This window comes from Azospirillum sp. VT-I1, assembly GCF_055698305.1.
In genome coordinates this window covers 1,947,649-1,963,926 of sequence record NZ_CP168800.1, presented here as the reverse complement: position 1 = coordinate 1,963,926, position 16,278 = coordinate 1,947,649, and the positions used below count along the sequence as shown (strand labels likewise).

The window sequence follows — 16,278 nt, the reverse complement described above, 5'->3', positions numbered from 1 at the left end:
CCGCGTGTTTGTTCCGCGCAGCCCCGATAAAATGCCGTTGCCGGGATTGGGGCACAGCGGATGCGGATCTGCAACGTTTGGGGCTTGCAGCCAGGAGTGGGGAGGGACGAACCAAGCGCGTCCAGCCGCGCCTGCTCGTGAAGCCTCGGAACGTTGGTCTTCCCCGGACCATCAGCCTCCACGCATCCTGTCCATCCTTTTGGCCAAGACCCCGTAACGGGCTTTGGCAGCCTGCCTTCAGTCCCCCCCATCAAGGGCAGCATAGCGTTGGATTGGCCGGTTCGCGTCCAACCCAGGGGATCCTACGAGGGACATCGATTTGGCTGACCGCGCCTTGGCAGGGTTACTGGCAGACGCCATCCCGAGCGGGAGTAGCCGCGGAATCACTGTTCGTGAAGACCGATGAACAGCTTTCGGACTTCAGTCTCTGAATGACGCCGGCTTTGAACCTGGTGGAGAAGTTCTTCCGATTCGACTCTCAATTCCGCTGCAAGCGATTGCTGAATGCGGGAGAGGGCATGAACTCTCCAGGCAAATCTCTGCGTGCTGAGTGCCCATTTCTGGAGCTCATCCATGAACCCGTCGATGTCTTCGTCAAGGCTGTCATTCATGGCCGGATATTAGCACAGCAAGATTGCGGCATACATCTGCCCCAAGACCGACGCGACCAAAGTCATAGAATAAGCAAGTGAAATGAGGACCGGTCATCGCTGCTTGGGCATTGCCGCCCGTGTTCCAAGGCCATCGGATTTCCGCAGGGAGCATGAAACAGTTGGCATCGGCTTCATTCCGATGGTCGTGCCCTGCCTCTCCATTTCAATATTTACTGTACAATCATCAACAAGAAAGCCGCCCCTGCACATGAGGAGCGGCTTCCAGTGGAACAGAAACGCATCGACAAGGAGACTGCACGGAACACTTGCCACCACAAAGCGCGTTGCTCTGACACCCTCTCCAACGTCAGGAGTCGCCGATTGTTCCACAGCCTCATCACATATTTTCGCAGGTCATCCACGAGAAGTCTGGCCTCAAGCCGTGAGCAGATCAACTGTGAGGGCTTCAGGACCGTATGAAGCTTGTCGTCGGACGACAAGTCCCCGGCCGAAGGCACTGGCCGAAAGCCACATCGACGCAAGTTTCGCGCCACCCCATACTGGCCGCCGAACGAGCGGCATGCCAGGGTACAAGACTGCCGCTGCAGTACGCTGGTCCTGCTGAGGAGGAATGATGACTGCGCGCGACGCCACCAACCGGACTGAGGGTGTTGCATCAGCGTTGTCATCAGACCAGGAAACCTGGCTTCGTTCAGCACTCGACTGTGCGGGTATGGGCGCTTGGCGCGCGTGGCCTGAAACCGGGGACTTCGAGGCGACCGTTGGGGCAAAACGGCTCCATGGCCTGCCGGACGATGCGCCGCTGGACGAGACCTCCGCCATGGATGTGATCCATCCGGATGACCGCGACCGGGTCAGGAGTGCCTTGCAGAGTGCGATGGAGCGGGGCGCGGACTATTGTGCGGAGTTCCGAACCGTGCTTCCGGACGGCACCGTCCGATGGCTTCTTTCACGTGGGCGCTGGATGCCGTCCGTTGACGGGCAACCGCCGCATATGATTGGCGTCGTGCAGGACATCAGCGAGCGCAAGCAGGCGGAAGACGCGCTCGCCCATAGCGAGGCGCGGCTTCGTGAAGCCCAGGACATCGCCGGCTTGGCGTTCTGGGAATTCATCTTTGCAGATGGCACGGTCATTTGGAGCGATGCCATGTTCCGGCTGCTTGGCCGGGATGCACGCCAAGGTCCGCCGACGCTTGAGGAGGTTCGCAGCCTCCTGCATCCCGACGACCAACCGTTGCTCGACACCTTCCTGGAGAACGCTGCTGCAGCCTGCCAAGACTATGAGGCGGACTGGCGTCTGCGTCATGCCGACGGGACATACCGCTGGGTGCGCACGCGCGCGCGCGCGTTTGCGGATGCAAACGGGCGATGTGTGCGCTTGTTCGGCACGGATTTGGACATCACCGAACGAAAACGGGTGGACGAGGATCTGCGACGTCTGGTCGAGCAGCGCGAGATGCTGGTCCGAGAGGCTCACCATCGCATCAAGAACAATGTCGCGTCCATTGCTGCGCTCCTGGCGATGCAGGCCCGCTCCCAGACATCGGATACGGTTCGTGAAGCGTTGCTCGATGCCCAACAACGTGTCCACACGGTCGGGCGAATCCACGAGGCGCTCTACCGCTCGGAGAGCTTCACGTCGGTCGATGTGGGAGCACACCTGCAAGCGTTGATGAAAGACGTCGCACAGTCGTCCGTGACGCGACAGGGGCGACCGCCCACACTGCGCCTGCAATGTCCTGTCGGGGTGGAACTGTCGGCCGACACCGTCACACCTCTGTCGATGATCGCGGTCGAACTCGTCACCAACGCCCTGAAATATGCGAGCGGAGACAAGGATGAGGTGGAGATCGACATCGCGCTCTGTGGTCGAACGACGATGCGCCTGGTCGTCGCTGACAACGGCCCGGGATTGCCTGCCGGTGCTCGAAGCGCAGGAGGCTTGGGCATGCGCCTCGTTGATCTCTTGGCACAACAACTCCGGGGAACCGTGTCGTACAAAAGCAGTCCAGCGGGCCTGCGGGTGACTGTGGCGTTTTCGCCTTCGCCAGCTCTATGAGGTCAGGTTGACAAGAGTTTGACTGAGAAGCCTCAAAGGTCGTGAGCATCCAAGAGATGAGGGGGACGCCCTGGTTTCTCGTTACAATAACCGGAACAGTCGCTGTCCATTGCGCGCAGCTTGAGGAAAGCCGTTGCCGTGAGACCAACGGCAAGGATTGCCTTCAGCGGCATCTCAAGAACCTTGGGTTCAGCGCGCAGGCTGCTCATGACGAGCTCTCCGAGCTTCGGGGTTGGGTCACCCCGTCACGTACTGGAGCCATTGGAGCAAAGTTCAGGCCATCTTCGACGGGGTGGCGAGGCGCAGACATGGTTGTCTTTTGGTCGGTGGCCGCAGGCTTCACCACACACTTCTTTTCACACTGCTTCACAATTTCACTGATATTTTATGCATATTTGATATAAGATGATGGTTGTGCCCTGGGCTTGCAGATCGATCACCCTGTGGGGCAGCGTGTCGGACTGGGCAGGAGATTGTTTTCGCTTGTTGAGCAAAACACGAAGGCGGAATAGCCTGTTTTTATCGGTTTCCAAGGCTGATGTGCGACTGATATTATGCGGAGCCAATCGTTGTGTGTCGCAGCATCAGCTGGAGCGCAGCTTTGAACGCCGCCATTCAGACGCTTGTTTACATTTATCCGCGAGATATTTCACTGTTGGTTCGCTCTTCAATCCTATAATGAGCTTCGAAAAGATGAACGGCTCCCCCCATGTGCTTGTTGCGGAGGATGAAGACCTCGTCGCGTTGGTGGTGGCGGAAATGCTGGAAGCCGCGGGGTTCCGGGTGACTGTGGTCCAGAATGGTCAAAAGGCCATCGAGGCCGATGCCGCTGATGCCGCCGATCTCCTGGTGACCGACATGCGGATGCCCGTCCTGGGGGGCGAGGCTTTGATCCGATGCCTTCGGCAGCGACGGACTGACCTGCCTATCATCGTCATGACCGGATACAGCGAAGATCTTCCAGACGAAGAGCCAGGATGCCTGATCATCCTACGCAAGCCATTCCCGCTGGAGGCACTGGTCCATCATGTCGGTAGCTTGCTGAACAGGCGAAGCACATGATGAGGTGAGCCGACGTGTGGAGTGCCTCCAGCCACCGGCTGTCTGGAAGTTCGAGCGAAGCCTAGCCATCACTTGGTGCGTCGGAGGTCGGTAGATGCAGGGTGGGGCCGATGGGACGCGGGCGGATGGCTGGCCAGCTCACTGAAGGTGCGATCCAGCAGCCCCTGGACTCCCACCGTGCCGGAAGGCGGTTCGCTGGAAGAACCGTTCGCATGCAGAGTGGGGAACGGCGAGTGGTTGTCGTCATCCCAACTCAGTCAGAGAGCCAGCAGCATGTGTGCTGAAACATATAAACCCGCTTACCGGCAACCAGCAGTGCCTCGATACACCACCACATGCTGATCGATCTTGAGGAAACAAAGGGCTGGCCCTTGCGTTGGGGCCAGCCGCAATCCAGAATGCCAAGGATTATGGTGGTTTTTACTTGCCTTTCTTCGACTTCATTTTTGCTTTTTCTTTTGTAACGGTTCCGCCCGCTCGCGGGCCGGCGCCCAGTTCTGCGCCGGTCAGCGGATCGGCGTCCGGCTTGGACATGGTGCGGGCGGCCACCGCATTGACCGCGGCCATCTCCGATGCGGCCAGTTTGACCGTCGGGTTGCCGTCGCCGCCGTTGACCGGGGCATCGCCCATCTTGACGTCCACGAACTCCCACTGGGCGCCCTGGTTCCAGGGGCCGCGCATGTCGCCCTCGCCCTGGCTCATGTTGTAGTACTTGTCGGTGTATTCCGGCTTGCCCGGCAGCTTGCCGGGCGGGAAGTTGTTGTCGATGGAGTACAGCGCCTTCTCGAAGCTCTTCTGGTGGGCGATCTCGCGGGTCATCAGGAAGCCCAGCGCATCCTTCACGCCCGGATCGTTGGTGACGTTGATCAGGCGCTCGTAGATGATCTTGGCGCGCGATTCCGCCGCGATGTTGGAGCGCAGATCGGCCGTCGGGTCGCCGATGCTGTCGATGTAGCCGCCGGTCCACAGCTGCCCGGCGGAATTCACCAGGGCCGGGCCGCCGCCATACAGAAGCGACAGGGTGTGGCTGCCGTTGCCCTGGGTGATGTTGGCATAGAGGTCGGCGGTCTCCTCCGCCCCCTCGGCCAGCTTGCCCTTGGCGCCCTTGGTCAGCATGGCGACGATGGAGCCGATCACCTCGAGGTGGCTCAGTTCCTCGGTCGCGATGTCGATCAGCATGTCCTTGCGGCCCGGATCCTCGTCGGCCAGACCCTGGGTGAAGTAGCGCATGGCTGCGGCGAGTTCACCCTGCGGGCCGCCGAACTGCTCCAGCATCAGGCTGGCGAGCACCGGGTTGGGCTCCGACACGCGAACCGTGTACATGAGCTTTTTGTTATGCATGAACATGAAAGGACGACTCCTGCCTATGCATGCCAATGGTTTGCTGAGCCTGAGCGCATCTCCGTACACAGCGAAGAGGTAGGGATGTAACGCTCCGGTCACGCTTCGATGCTATGAACGCAGCTAGCGGAGGCCTGTTCCCACCAGCCAAGTTTCAGCATTGCGTTCCCGTTCATCGGGCGAGTTATCGACCGGTGCTGGATATAGAGCATCGTCGCACCAGATCAGGCGTTAACAACGCGCTTCCAGCTCCACGGCAGGAGCTCGGCAAGGCCGTTGGCGGGATAGCCATTCAGGATGTCGCGGACCTAAGCCAAAGCGCGAGGCGAGCATTGTTGAGCGCACCTTCAACGCCGGCCCCTGCCCAGCTGTCCCGGACGTCCGCCGGGACAGCCTTCCGGCTTACTTGGATTGTCCAGTGGCCCGGCCCTCTCTCCGGCGTCGGGATCGGTGCGGCGGCTCCCGCAGGTCGGCTGAGAGACTGAGCCGAGCGATCGCTGGCGGAGTGTCTGGACCAGTTCCCGTGCATCCCCCTCCGATCGACGTCGGAAGCGGACCTGATGAACGGTTTCCTGCGCTTCGATCCGCAGCTCCGCTGCGCGCGAGCGCTGCAGCAGAGACAGGGCATGGAGCTTGCGGGCAAACCGCTGAGTGCTCGATGCCCAGGCACGGAGGTCGGCCATGAAATCGTCGAAGTCGTCGGCAGGATGATCGTTCATGCTGGATGCTGGTTAGGAAATTGGTGCTGTGGTCTATGTCTCTGTGCCCAGGCGGCTCGGTCGGGGCTTCAGGCTGAGGACGTGGACGGGAGTTGGTACGTCGGGCAGGTCATGAGGCGGCAGTCACAATTGGGAAAACGACAGCCCACCCCGTTCACCTCCGCAGCATGGTTGGCAAGGAGACGATGGAGCGCTCGGATGTCCCGACTCGGAAGCACACCCTGAACCATGCTGTCCGCAAGGATGATCTTGAGCAATGCCATGATGTGGCGCTCTGCATCGATGGCGGATGCAAGAATGCGGTTGAGAGACGTCGTTGCGGGGTCCCCGGTATCGATGGAGCTGTGGGGGCTGGGCTGAGGGGGTTCGGTTCCAGGAGGGGCTGTCGACTTATCGAGATCCATGCTTGCGTGACTCTGTGGCGTGCATTGCCGGGAAATGCTCTCCCGGATTGCGAAGGTTGTCATGGAAGTATGATAAGGTCGGGTGGCTTGGCGATGGTGGGGCTTTTGGCGGCCGGCCCAGCCGCCATCTGTGCGCGGTTAGAGCACCCTCTCACTGTCGAAGTGGCGCCACTCGAAGCCTGCTCCGGCGTTCAGCCGGACCATCGCCGCGCCCTGGCCAACCCTGCACCTGAACCGTCAAAGAGGCCTGACTGCCGAAAACCAGAGCCGCGGTCTGGAACAACGCCGATCATCATCAGGCCTCATAATTGAGATCAAACAATTCATGCAAATATAATCCTGGCTGCATGGCGATGTTCATTATATTATTAGCCATATTAGAAAAATTTAATTATCTTAGATCACTGGACTTGATTTGCTTACTACCTTCCCAGCATATGGTGAGCCTGCGGTATTCGGCCATGCCTTGCCTCGGTTGAGGTGGGGTCCACGCCCGCTGCAGCGCAAGCGTATTTGTAAGCATGTGACAGCAAGCCAAGTGAAAAGATGGGGTCTTGTGATCGCTGCAAGAAATCATCGTATGGGCTTAGGGAGCCAATCACTTGGCTCCAGAGGATCGGGTCATCCATAAACATCAGGTTCATGGCCCAAGCACCGAATTGCCGCTGCCTCAACCCGTCATTGGAAAGCAGAAGATCCACGTGATGGTGTCGCGTGTCGATGGATATCCTACGAAAGATCGAGATAACAGCATCGTCAGGCCCCTCCAAAATCTGAAGGAACACACCACCACACTCAACCATAAACCCTGTGACCCCGGCCCTTCGGTTATATTTTGCGGATGATATGCATATATCCTGCATATCTGGGTATGGCATTATGGATTTCAGCTCACTCCGAAAAGCATATGTTATCATCATTCCTCCCATTCTGTTTGATTGGAACTCTGCGGTTCCTCATTTTTGCTTTAGCATCAGAGATTACGCTTGCATCCGATGTTGTCACTGAACGAAATGGTGCAACAGATTTCTTGATTGTAACGGAGTGTAATCGTACAACGCGCGAATATAGGGAGAAGCCCATGTACCAAAGCTCCACCGTCCTCAGCAGTTCGGGGTAACCGTCAAGCTCGCGTTAACCCGATGGTTGGCTTACAGGGTTACGGCATAGGCCTGCCATGACGATGCGCTTCGACCGATTATCCGCCGGCGACCGACTCTCTGGTGAGATGATCCGCAACCAGCAGCAGATGCAACCATCGAAAGCTGAAACGGTAACGCCGGTGCGACGGCTAGGGTCCGAACCCATAAAGAGTCTTTTCCGCAGGGGGCGTTGTGATTCCCGCTATAGCCGTCATCGCGAAAGATGGTCTCGCTGACGATGTCCTCGCCTTGCTCCTGCATATGCGTGCGACGGCGATCGAGTTGCTGCTCAATGGTCTGCGCTTGGGCTTGCCGTGAGGTCGAAACCCGCACATAGAACGCTGTCCTCATGATTCCCCTCCTGTGCTGGTGGGGAGGGATCGACCGCTTGCGGTGAAGCCGGCGAGACGGCCTGAAGGGTCATCTCCAGGATGAGCATGTATGCCCGATCCCATCGCCGGGCCCGATCCATCGTCGCCTGCATTTGGCGGCGAATTTGCCAGTGGCGCTTTATCGGCACCTCCCCGATCTGCGTTCAGACCGGGAACCGTGCTCACGCCTATTTGAATACAATCCCGTAGACGCAAAGCAACCCGCCACCAACTCAGGAAAAGCCATCCTGAGCGTGACAAGCAGAATTTATCATTTGCGATCAGCCCGTTGAGCGCATGTTCGGACGCCTCAAGGACTTCCGGCGCATCGCCACCCGCTATGACCGCTCCGCAACCAACTTTATGGCCGCAGCCCACATCGCCGCAACCGTCGCCTACTGGTTATGAGTCCGGACCCTATGCGAGACGGTAGTCCTGGAATGCGCAAAGTCGAATGATCAGACTGTCCGGGATGTGGGAAGATGATGTGAATCCAACCTGACCCGTTCTGACCAGCAGTCGTTTTGCCGGATGAGACCCAGCCAAGCCGGACTTCAACCAGAAATGGCTGGATGAAAGGCGGTCGCGACAAGATGTTGAGTTCGTCCCCGGCTGGCCCGGATTTCACAAGTTTGCGCGATGCGCGAAGTCGTGGCGGACCAAGCGCTTACGCCCTCGACAACCGGGGCGCCGGACAGCGATTATGGAACACCGGTTTTTGCAACCGAAAGCGAAGGGGACCCATCCACTCTTGAAACGGTCCCTTCCGCTGTCCGACGCAACCGCATTCTGCCCAGCGCCTCCAGTTTTGCGAGGCGACCTGCAATGATGCAGGGACCGATCAGGGTTCCCCCGCGCATATCTGAACCTCTCGCTCTGGTATGCTCCTTGCCTAAGAGTTGACGTTCTTATCATCTCGCTGTTGCAGCGGAGTTGCCATGCCCCGACACAAAAGCGCTCTGCTCGCCGCCGCATTGGCTTTGATCGTCGTCATAGGCATGACGGTCCACGTCGTTTGGCGGGACCGGCAGACCACCATCGCACAGATGGAGGCGCTTGCCGCCGACATGGCCAAGGTCGTCGAATCCCATGTCCTGCATACCACCAGAGGCGCAGACATCGCCTTGCGCCAAGCTGCCACTGTGGTCGACGACGCCGGCAGCCTGGAGGCCGTCCGAGTTCCCCCTTACTGGTACCGACTGCGCGACGCACTCGCCAATGTGGACGGTGGCGACACTCTCTGGCTGTTCGACGCCAAGGGAAACAGCGTGGTCGGGACCGGGCGGCAGCAGGACCGACCGATCAACATTGCCGATCGCCCCTATTTCCGGGCGGTGATGGAGGGCGCCGACCTCGTGATCAGTCCGGCACTGCGCAGTCGTTTGGACAACCGTATCATCTTCATCATCGCGCGACCGATCCGCGACTGGACCGGCGAAATCATCGGCGTCGCAAGTACCGCAATGAAGACGGAATGGTTGGTCAACTTCTATGCCTTGATGTCCTTCGGGCTGGAGACCACCGTGACAGTCTTCCGCACCGACGGCGAGATCGTTGCCCGTAGCCCGGACCTCGCCAACCACATCGGCAAGAACAACCGGAACGGACCGCTCTTTCAGGAACAACTCCCACGCTCTCCAACCGGCGTCTACTGGGCACGATCCATGCTGGATGGCACGGAGAGGCTCGCGGCCTACCGGCTCATTCCCAATCTGAACCTGGTCGTCTATGCCGGGATCGACAGCGGATCGGTGTTTGCCGCTTGGCAGTCCCGTTCGCTCTGGTTCATCGCCGAAGTGATCCTGACCACGATCCTCGTCCTGCTCCTGCTCCTATGGGGGGCCGGCATGATCCGCCGCGAACACCATGTCCAAAAGCGTGCGCTCGAAGCAGAAGGCGCTGCACGGCAACTGGATGCCGAACTCCATCAGGCCCGGCGCGATGCCCTGACCGGTCTGCCCGCCCGAGGGCTGTTCCTGGAAATGGCGGAGGAACTGCACCTGAGCGCCAAGAAAAAGAGGGCTACCCTGGCCTTTCTCTACATCGACCTGGACGGCTTCAAGGGTGTCAACGATCGCCATGGCCACGAGCAAGGCGACAAGGTCCTGAGGATGGTTGCCGAGATCATGCGCCGGACCACTCGGGACAGCGATCTGCTCGGCCGGCTTGGCGGCGATGAGTTCGTCATCTGCCTGTCCGGACATGGCCCCGATGTCCGGGCCGTCGCCACCGGCGTCGCCGCCCGCATCATCAGGGACGTTCGCGAGCTGGATCTGGGGGTGGGGTGCAGCGTCGGAATTGCGCTCACCGCGGACGAGTGTGACGACGTGGGCTGTGTTCTGCGCTTGGCAGACGCCGCGATGTATCGTGCCAAGACGGCAGGAAAAGGGGTGTGGTCCATTCACGAACCGGCGCAAGAGCCTTGCCTGTCTTGCGACAGCAGAATAGTTGCCTGAGCCGCTGCGCCCCTTTGGTCGCAGGGGACGGGAACCGGTCTGGCTGAGAGGCCTCGCTCCTGCTGCTTGCGCCGGCACCTGGCTGATGCCGCGCGACAAGATACCAAACCGATCGGTCACCTTGGGGACCATGGCCGAAGCTGCAGAGGAAGCGGACTGCGGTGGGCACGTCAGCGCTTCGGGAGTTCTCCTTGCACTCTCGGTGGGATGCCCTTCGCCCGCGGCTTACGCCCCGGGCTTTTCACATGAGTCACTCTTATTTCACACCTCCGATCTGCCAAATAACGCCGGAAGAGGGGTGACAGCCCCGAACATCTCGCGAACTTCGTCAGTTGATCGACACCAGGGGCAGTAGACGGGTGCCGACCGGTTCATCCTCAAACCGTTGCAACTCATTGAACTGTCACGATGCACGCTTTGGCACCGCTCCCCCTCCTGCCCCGTCCCGGCCCGTCTGAGCGAGCCGCCACGCCAGTCGGCCGGCTGACCCGGGCGACGGTCAAGGGTGCCTTCCATGACCCGGTCGGTCGGCGTACCATCACCACCGTCAGGTGCGGCATGCAGGGCGCGGAACGACCGCTACAGTGGGGTGGGTCATGCAGGGCACAGATCGGCAGGGCACAGATCGCCAAGAACGCCTCCGGACAGTCATCGACCTCCTGCCTCTGGGCAAGCGCCAGAAGGCACTCGCCATGGAAAGCATCGACAGCATGTCAGCGGATGAGAAAAGCGATATGCTCGCACTTTGCGATCAAACAATCAGCCACCTTCCAGCCGCTCTGGAAGCCGTCAGGCGACTGCGGGGCATCGCTCCAATCGTTCAAGTCGCCGATCCATCGCCGTCCGATACTGAGCAGTGACATGCCTCGTCTCATATCCGCAACCGATGCCAGACGGCAATTCTCTGCGATCCTCAAGCAGGCCGCCAGCGGCCGGACGGTGATCATCACCCAGCGCGGGCAACCCATGGCGCGGCTGGAGCCATATGCGTCACCCTCAGCCAATGGCGATGCCTGCTCGGCTTGGAACCGCTTGTTCCAAACCCTGGATGAGGGTGTGCATCTCGACACTCGCAGAGTGGATCGCACGTCCTTGTACAACCGGCGATGAGTGGTCCCACCGGGTGCAACACCCGTTGGCTGTCGATTCATAAGCAGCGTTTCCAGGGACCCGGCACGCCCATGGATGACCGGGTTCTCGTCAGGACGATCACGCGTCAACGCGGCTACGCCCGGCTGCGGCCGATGACTGAATACCATCGCCATGGAGATGCCCCAGGGCGCCGATGTCGTTCTCATCGACACGTCGATCGACTTGAAGACGTGGCGTGAACGCTGCGGATCGCCGTCGGCAAGGCGAAGCCGATCCGCAGCCCTACCGAAGTCAATCCCGGCGATGCGGTGGACAGATCGGGTAGGCATGCCGGAAACGCCGTCCGCGCACGATGTGATTGACCGTTCCGGAATTCAAACCAACCTGAATACTCGCTTCTGTCTGGCTGGTCTTCTCTACGTTCACCAACCACAACACGTAGCAAGCTTTCATGAACGTAGCCCTTCTCGACTGGTGGGAACACATGCCGCTACGATCGCCTCCTTCTGGAGAGGCCTGCCATGGGATTTTCGCGATCGAACTCTAAGCCCCAAAACCGGCTATCCGGACGCGGTTTTTGGATTGTCCACACCGTGGTGCGACTAACCTGAAACATACGGGCAACATCTTCCACGGGCCATTCTCCGGAAAGAACGGCGCATAGAATACACCCGGCGTGTTCAAGCGAAATCTCCGGTGGACGACCAGATGAGCGAATGGCAATAGCTCTCTCGAGCACTGAAGTAATCAGCGCTTGACAAACCCACACCCGTGCGCAATCCTCGTAATTGTGTGGTTGAGGGATGCGCAAGAGCATACTCATTTTCTAGAAAGGGCGGCCGGTGCAACGGCTGCCCTTTTTGCATTGCCTAGTCTATTCCATCTTTGCCCCCTCCGTCGCCTAGTGGTCCGCGCCGAACGGGCAGTTACGTTCTACAAAGGATGCTGGCAGGCTGCGGGGCATGGATGTCTCGCAGTGGCCATTGACCTGAAGCTGGCGCCTGCCGACCGGAAGCGGTTGGCGGCCCTTGTCCGCAGCGGCAACACGCCGCAGAAGCTGGTACCGCGCGCCCGGATCGCTCTGCTGAGCGACGGCATGCACCTGAACGGCGCCATTGCCCGGGGGGTCAGCGTCGCCTTGCCGACCGTGCACCGCTGGCAACGCCGCGTTCAGGAGTAGGGCGTGGACGGGCTGGTGCGCGACAAGACGAGCCCGTCACGCATCCCACCCTTGGCGCCGGAGGTGGTCGAGCGCGTGGTGGAGATGACGCTCCAGGAACCGCCCGATGAAGCCACGCACTGGAGCAGCCGCACGATGGTGGCGGCCAGTGGGGTGAGCGATACCAGCGTGCACCGGATCTGGCGCGCTCACGGCCTCAAGCCGCATCGGGTGCGCACCTTCAAGCTCTCGCGCGATCCCAAGTTCGTCGAGAAGGTTCAGGACATGGTCGGCCTGTACATGGACCCGCCGCAGCACGCGCTGGTGCCGTCGGTCGATGAGAAGTCGCAGATTCAAGCCCTCGAGCGCACCCAGCCGGCGTTGCCGCTGGCCAAGGGCCAACCCGCCACGCACACGCACGACTACACCCGGCACGGCACGACGACGCTGTTCGCAGCACTGAACGTGCTGGACGGTACTGTGCTCGGCCAATGCGCGGCACGGCACCGGCATCAGGAGTTCATCCGCTTTCTCAACGCCGTCCAGGCGGCGGTGCCGGTCTGTAAGGTGGTGCATGTCATCCTGGACAACGACGCCACCCACAAGCACCCGAAGGTCCGTGCTTGGCTGGAGAAGCACCCGCGCTGGGTCTTCCACTTCACCCCGACCTCGGCGTCTTGGCTGAACGCGGTGGAGGGCTTCTTCGCTAAGCTAACCCACAAGCGCCTGCGCCGGGGCAGCTTCCGCGGCATCGTCGATCTTCAGGCTGCCATCCACCGCTTCATCAAGGAGCACAACAAGACCGCCAAGCGCTTCGTCTGGACCGCCAATCCCGACCGCATCATCGCCAGCATCAACAAGGCTGAACGAGCGTCATCCTCGCGCCATTGAACACCCTCTCTACGGCGTGGGGAGGGTGTTCTTCAGGATGCTCGGCCAGTCGCGCAACTGACCTCGTCCCATGCCTGGACAGTGAGGTGCTTTGCGATCCGGCCGTTCCGCAGTTCGAGGGTCATCGCCGACATCACGTGGCACCCGTCAGAATAGGCGCACTCCTCGACGAAGGCGGCGCGGTCCGGCCCAACCACCTCATGACCGACGCGATGCGTCATGTCCCTGGAGCAGACATCGCGCCAGAACGCCGCAATCGCCTCCCTGCCCGACAACGTCATCGGCGAACTGGGCGGACGGTTGCGATCGACGATCACCATCTCGGCATCATCGGCGTAGAGCCCGACCAAGGTGGTGGCGTCGCTATGTTCAAGGGCCTGTTTCAGGTCACCGAAGTTGAAGGTTTTGGTTGCGGATGTCGCCATGGCACACCCCTTGGGAAAGTTTCGGCGCAGCTGCGCTAGGATACTCCTCCGTGTTCCGCACGTCCGCAGCGCGGACGGGTATCGAAAGGCCGGCCGTCGCCGCATTTGCCACTGCAAACTGGTGAGGTTCTTCAGACGGTTTGAACAGCCCTATGGTGTCATGCCCGAGCTTGACAAGGGCATCCACGGCCAACGAAGAACGACGCCGGATTTGCGGATGACAACAGCACGCCGCGCTTCTGCCCAGCTACAAACGATACCATCTGTCTGGTTCGGGCCACCAGTCGCACGCAGTATCCTCCATGCCATCACGACAGACGACGGCGCCACCAGCCTGTGAGGGTACAAGGCACGGAACGCCAAGTCTGAAATTTAACTGAACCAGTCTGATAGTTAGCTGAAGAGTCTGAAATTTAACTGTAATTAACAATGTGCAGGTCGATGCGGTCGAACAGCGGCCCGCTGATCTTCGACTGATAGTCGGCCGCGCATTTCGGCGCGCGGGCGCAGGCGAGCGAGGCGTCGTCGAGATGGCCGCAGCGGCAGGGATTCATCGCCGCCACCAGCTGCACGCGCGCCGGATAGGTCACATGGTGGTTGGCGCGGCTGACCACCGCCTTGCCGGTCTCCAGCGGCTGGCGCAGCGCCTCCAGCAGCGGACGGGGGAACTCCGGCAGCTCGTCCAGGAACAGGACGCCCTGGTGCGCCAGGGAAATCTCGCCCGGCTTGGCCCGCGTGCCGCCGCCGACCAGCGCCGGCAGGCTGGCGGACTGGTGCGGGGCGCGGTAGGGGCGCTGGCGCAGCAGCCGCCCCTCCTCCAGCAGCCCGCCGACGCTGTGGATCATCGACACCTCCAGCGCCTCCGCCGGGTCGAGCGGCGGCAGCAGGCCGGGCAGCCGGGCGGCCAGCATCGACTTGCCAGAACCGGGCGGCCCGATCATCAGCAGATTGTGCGATCCGGCGGCGGCGACCTCCAGCGCGCGCTTGGCGGTCTCGTTGCCCTTGACGTCGCGCAGGTCGGGCGGCGGCGCGTCCTGCTCCTGCAGCCGCGGCTTCGGCGGGGTCAGCACCTGCGTGCCCTTGAAATGGTTGATGAGGGCCAGCAGGTTGGCCGGCGCCAGCACGTCCAGATCGGGACCGGCCCAGGCCGCCTCCCCGCCGCAGGCCGCCGGGCAGATCAGGCCGCGGTCATTGGCCAGCGCGTCGATGGCGGCGGGCAGCACGCCGGCCACCGGGGTCAGGGCGCCGTCCAGCGCCAGTTCGCCCAGCGCGACATAGCGGGCGATCTCCGCATCCGGCAGCACCCCCATCACCGTCAGCAGGCCGAGCGCGATGGGCAGGTCGAAATGGCTTCCTCCTTCAGCACGTCGGCGGGGGCGAGGTTGACGGTGATGCGCTTGGCCGGCAGCGCCAGCCCCAGCGCGTGCAGGGCGGCGCGCACCCGCTCCCGGCTTTCGCCCACCGCCTTGTCGGGCAGGCCGACGACGGTGAAGGCGACGATTCCGCCGGACATCTGGACCTGGACGTCGATCCCCAGCACCTCGATGCCCTGGAACGCCACCGTGTTGACGCGCGCAACCACCACCACACCCCGGAAGAGACGCCCATGCGGACGGAATGCACGCGATTGTAGTCATCGCCGCGGCAATGCGCCAGCGCGGGCTGAGCATCCGCGGACGTCCCGGTCCCCTCATGCCCGCCCGGCGCAGGGAGCGGTTGTCGCGGCCCGCGCGCCGCATAACATGAGGACGACGCAGTTCCAGCCCCCGTTTCCAAAAGGATCAGCCACCGTGCAGCTTCACCTGAGCACCTGGGCCGAGGTCGAGACCTATCTGAAGACCTCCAAGGGCATCATCATGCCGATCGGCTCGACCGAGCAGCACGGGCCGAACGGGCTGGTCGGCACCGACGCCATCTGCGCCGAATTCATCGCCAAGGGCGTCGGCGACGCCACCGGCGCGCTGGTCGGCCCGACGATCCCGGTCGGCATGGCCGTTCACCATATGGAATTTCCCGGCTCAATGACGCTGAAGCCGTCGACGCTGATCGCCGTGCTGCGCGACTATGTCGGCTCGCTGGCCGAACACGGGTTCGAGCGCTTCTTCTTCGTCAACGGCCATGGCGGCAACATCGCCACGCTGCGCGCCGCCTTCTACGAGATCTATGCGGAGAACCGGGCGCTGCGCGGCCGTGACGCCCCGGACCTGCGCTGCACCCTGGTGAACTGGTGGGAGAACGGCGAGGTCGGCCGCCTGTCGCGCGAGCTGTACCAGGGCAAGGAAGGCTCGCACGCCACGCCCAGCGAGGTGTCGGTCACCCAGTACGCCTATCCCGACTCGATCAAGACCGCCGCGATGGAACCGGAACAGGCGCCGGCCGGCGGGTTCCACGACGCCCGCGACTTCCGCCGCCGCTACCCGGACGGCCGCATCGGCTCCGCCCCCGGTCTCGCCCGCCCGGAGCATGGCCAGCGCCTGTACGAGGCGGCGGTCGGCGCCATCAGCGCCCAGTACCGCGCCTTCCTGTCGGAGCAGTAAGGACGG

11 protein-coding genes and 3 pseudogenes are annotated in these 16,278 nt (G+C 61.6%); 8 read left to right on the top strand and 6 right to left on the bottom strand.

Features of this window, described 5'->3' with window-relative positions; all coding sequences use genetic code 11:
* Positions 1–1,227 precede the first annotated feature (1,227 nt).
* Complete coding sequence (locus AB8P05_RS09525) at positions 1,228–2,673, top strand: sensor histidine kinase (protein ID WP_188092294.1); 1,446 nt, start codon at positions 1,228–1,230, stop codon at positions 2,671–2,673.
* Between the two features lie 32 nt (positions 2,674–2,705).
* Here the strand turns inward: AB8P05_RS09525 and AB8P05_RS09520 are convergent, their stop codons facing one another.
* The gene (locus tag AB8P05_RS09520; RefSeq protein ID WP_472757758.1) at positions 2,706–2,882 is read right to left on the bottom strand and encodes a hypothetical protein; all 177 of its coding nucleotides are present in this window, start codon (positions 2,880–2,882) and stop codon (positions 2,706–2,708) included.
* A 364-nt stretch (positions 2,883–3,246) separates the two neighbouring features.
* On the opposite strand from AB8P05_RS09520, the gene AB8P05_RS09515 reads away from it, so the two are divergent.
* Positions 3,247–3,735 carry a response regulator gene (locus tag AB8P05_RS09515; protein ID WP_211102892.1) on the top strand — a complete coding sequence of 163 codons (489 nt, stop codon included), beginning with the start codon at positions 3,247–3,249 and terminating at the stop codon, positions 3,733–3,735.
* Between the two features lie 420 nt (positions 3,736–4,155).
* On the opposite strand, the gene AB8P05_RS09510 is transcribed toward AB8P05_RS09515, so the two are convergent.
* The 3 genes from AB8P05_RS09510 to AB8P05_RS09500 all read right to left on the bottom strand — a co-directional run bounded on the left by AB8P05_RS09510 (position 4,156) and on the right by AB8P05_RS09500 (position 7,692).
* Positions 4,156–5,076, bottom strand: coding sequence for a manganese catalase family protein (locus tag AB8P05_RS09510; RefSeq protein WP_472759331.1), 921 nt, complete (start codon positions 5,074–5,076; stop codon positions 4,156–4,158).
* A gap of 1,545 nt (positions 5,077–6,621) precedes the next feature.
* Complete coding sequence (locus AB8P05_RS09505) at positions 6,622–7,116, bottom strand: BLUF domain-containing protein (protein WP_472759330.1); 495 nt, start codon at positions 7,114–7,116, stop codon at positions 6,622–6,624.
* Positions 7,117–7,350: 234 nt separating this feature from the next.
* Positions 7,351–7,692, bottom strand: a complete 342-nt coding sequence (locus AB8P05_RS09500) for a recombinase family protein (RefSeq protein WP_472757757.1) — start codon at positions 7,690–7,692, stop codon at positions 7,351–7,353.
* 308 nt (positions 7,693–8,000) lie between these two features.
* Between AB8P05_RS09500 and AB8P05_RS09495 the strand changes: the two are divergent.
* The 5 genes and pseudogenes from AB8P05_RS09495 to AB8P05_RS09475 form a co-directional block, all read left to right on the top strand.
* A pseudogene (locus AB8P05_RS09495) lies at positions 8,001–8,120 on the top strand (IS5/IS1182 family transposase); the annotation flags it as partial.
* Between the two features lie 530 nt (positions 8,121–8,650).
* On the top strand, positions 8,651–10,168 hold the full coding sequence (locus AB8P05_RS09490) for a GGDEF domain-containing protein (protein ID WP_472757756.1): 1,518 nt from the start codon (positions 8,651–8,653) through the stop codon (positions 10,166–10,168).
* Between the two features lie 692 nt (positions 10,169–10,860).
* Positions 10,861–11,028: a hypothetical protein gene (locus tag AB8P05_RS09485; RefSeq protein WP_188092299.1), complete on the top strand. Its 168-nt coding sequence runs from the start codon at positions 10,861–10,863 to the stop codon at positions 11,026–11,028.
* A gap of 1 nt (position 11,029) precedes the next feature.
* Positions 11,030–11,278, top strand: coding sequence for a type II toxin-antitoxin system Phd/YefM family antitoxin (locus AB8P05_RS09480; protein WP_149223678.1), 249 nt, complete (start codon positions 11,030–11,032; stop codon positions 11,276–11,278).
* A gap of 958 nt (positions 11,279–12,236) precedes the next feature.
* Positions 12,237–13,310 (top strand): annotated as a pseudogene (locus AB8P05_RS09475) (IS630 family transposase).
* Positions 13,311–13,342: 32 nt separating this feature from the next.
* On the opposite strand, the gene AB8P05_RS09470 reads toward AB8P05_RS09475, so the two are convergent.
* Positions 13,343–13,735 carry a nuclear transport factor 2 family protein gene (locus AB8P05_RS09470; protein ID WP_149223679.1) on the bottom strand — a complete coding sequence of 131 codons (393 nt, stop codon included), beginning with the start codon at positions 13,733–13,735 and terminating at the stop codon, positions 13,343–13,345.
* 428 nt (positions 13,736–14,163) lie between these two features.
* Positions 14,164–15,317 (bottom strand): annotated as a pseudogene (locus AB8P05_RS09465) (YifB family Mg chelatase-like AAA ATPase); the annotation flags it as partial.
* A gap of 208 nt (positions 15,318–15,525) precedes the next feature.
* Here AB8P05_RS09465 and AB8P05_RS09460 point away from each other — a divergent pair.
* Positions 15,526–16,272, top strand: coding sequence for a creatininase family protein (locus AB8P05_RS09460; RefSeq protein WP_472757755.1), 747 nt, complete (start codon positions 15,526–15,528; stop codon positions 16,270–16,272).
* The last annotated feature ends 6 nt before the right edge of the window (positions 16,273–16,278 follow it).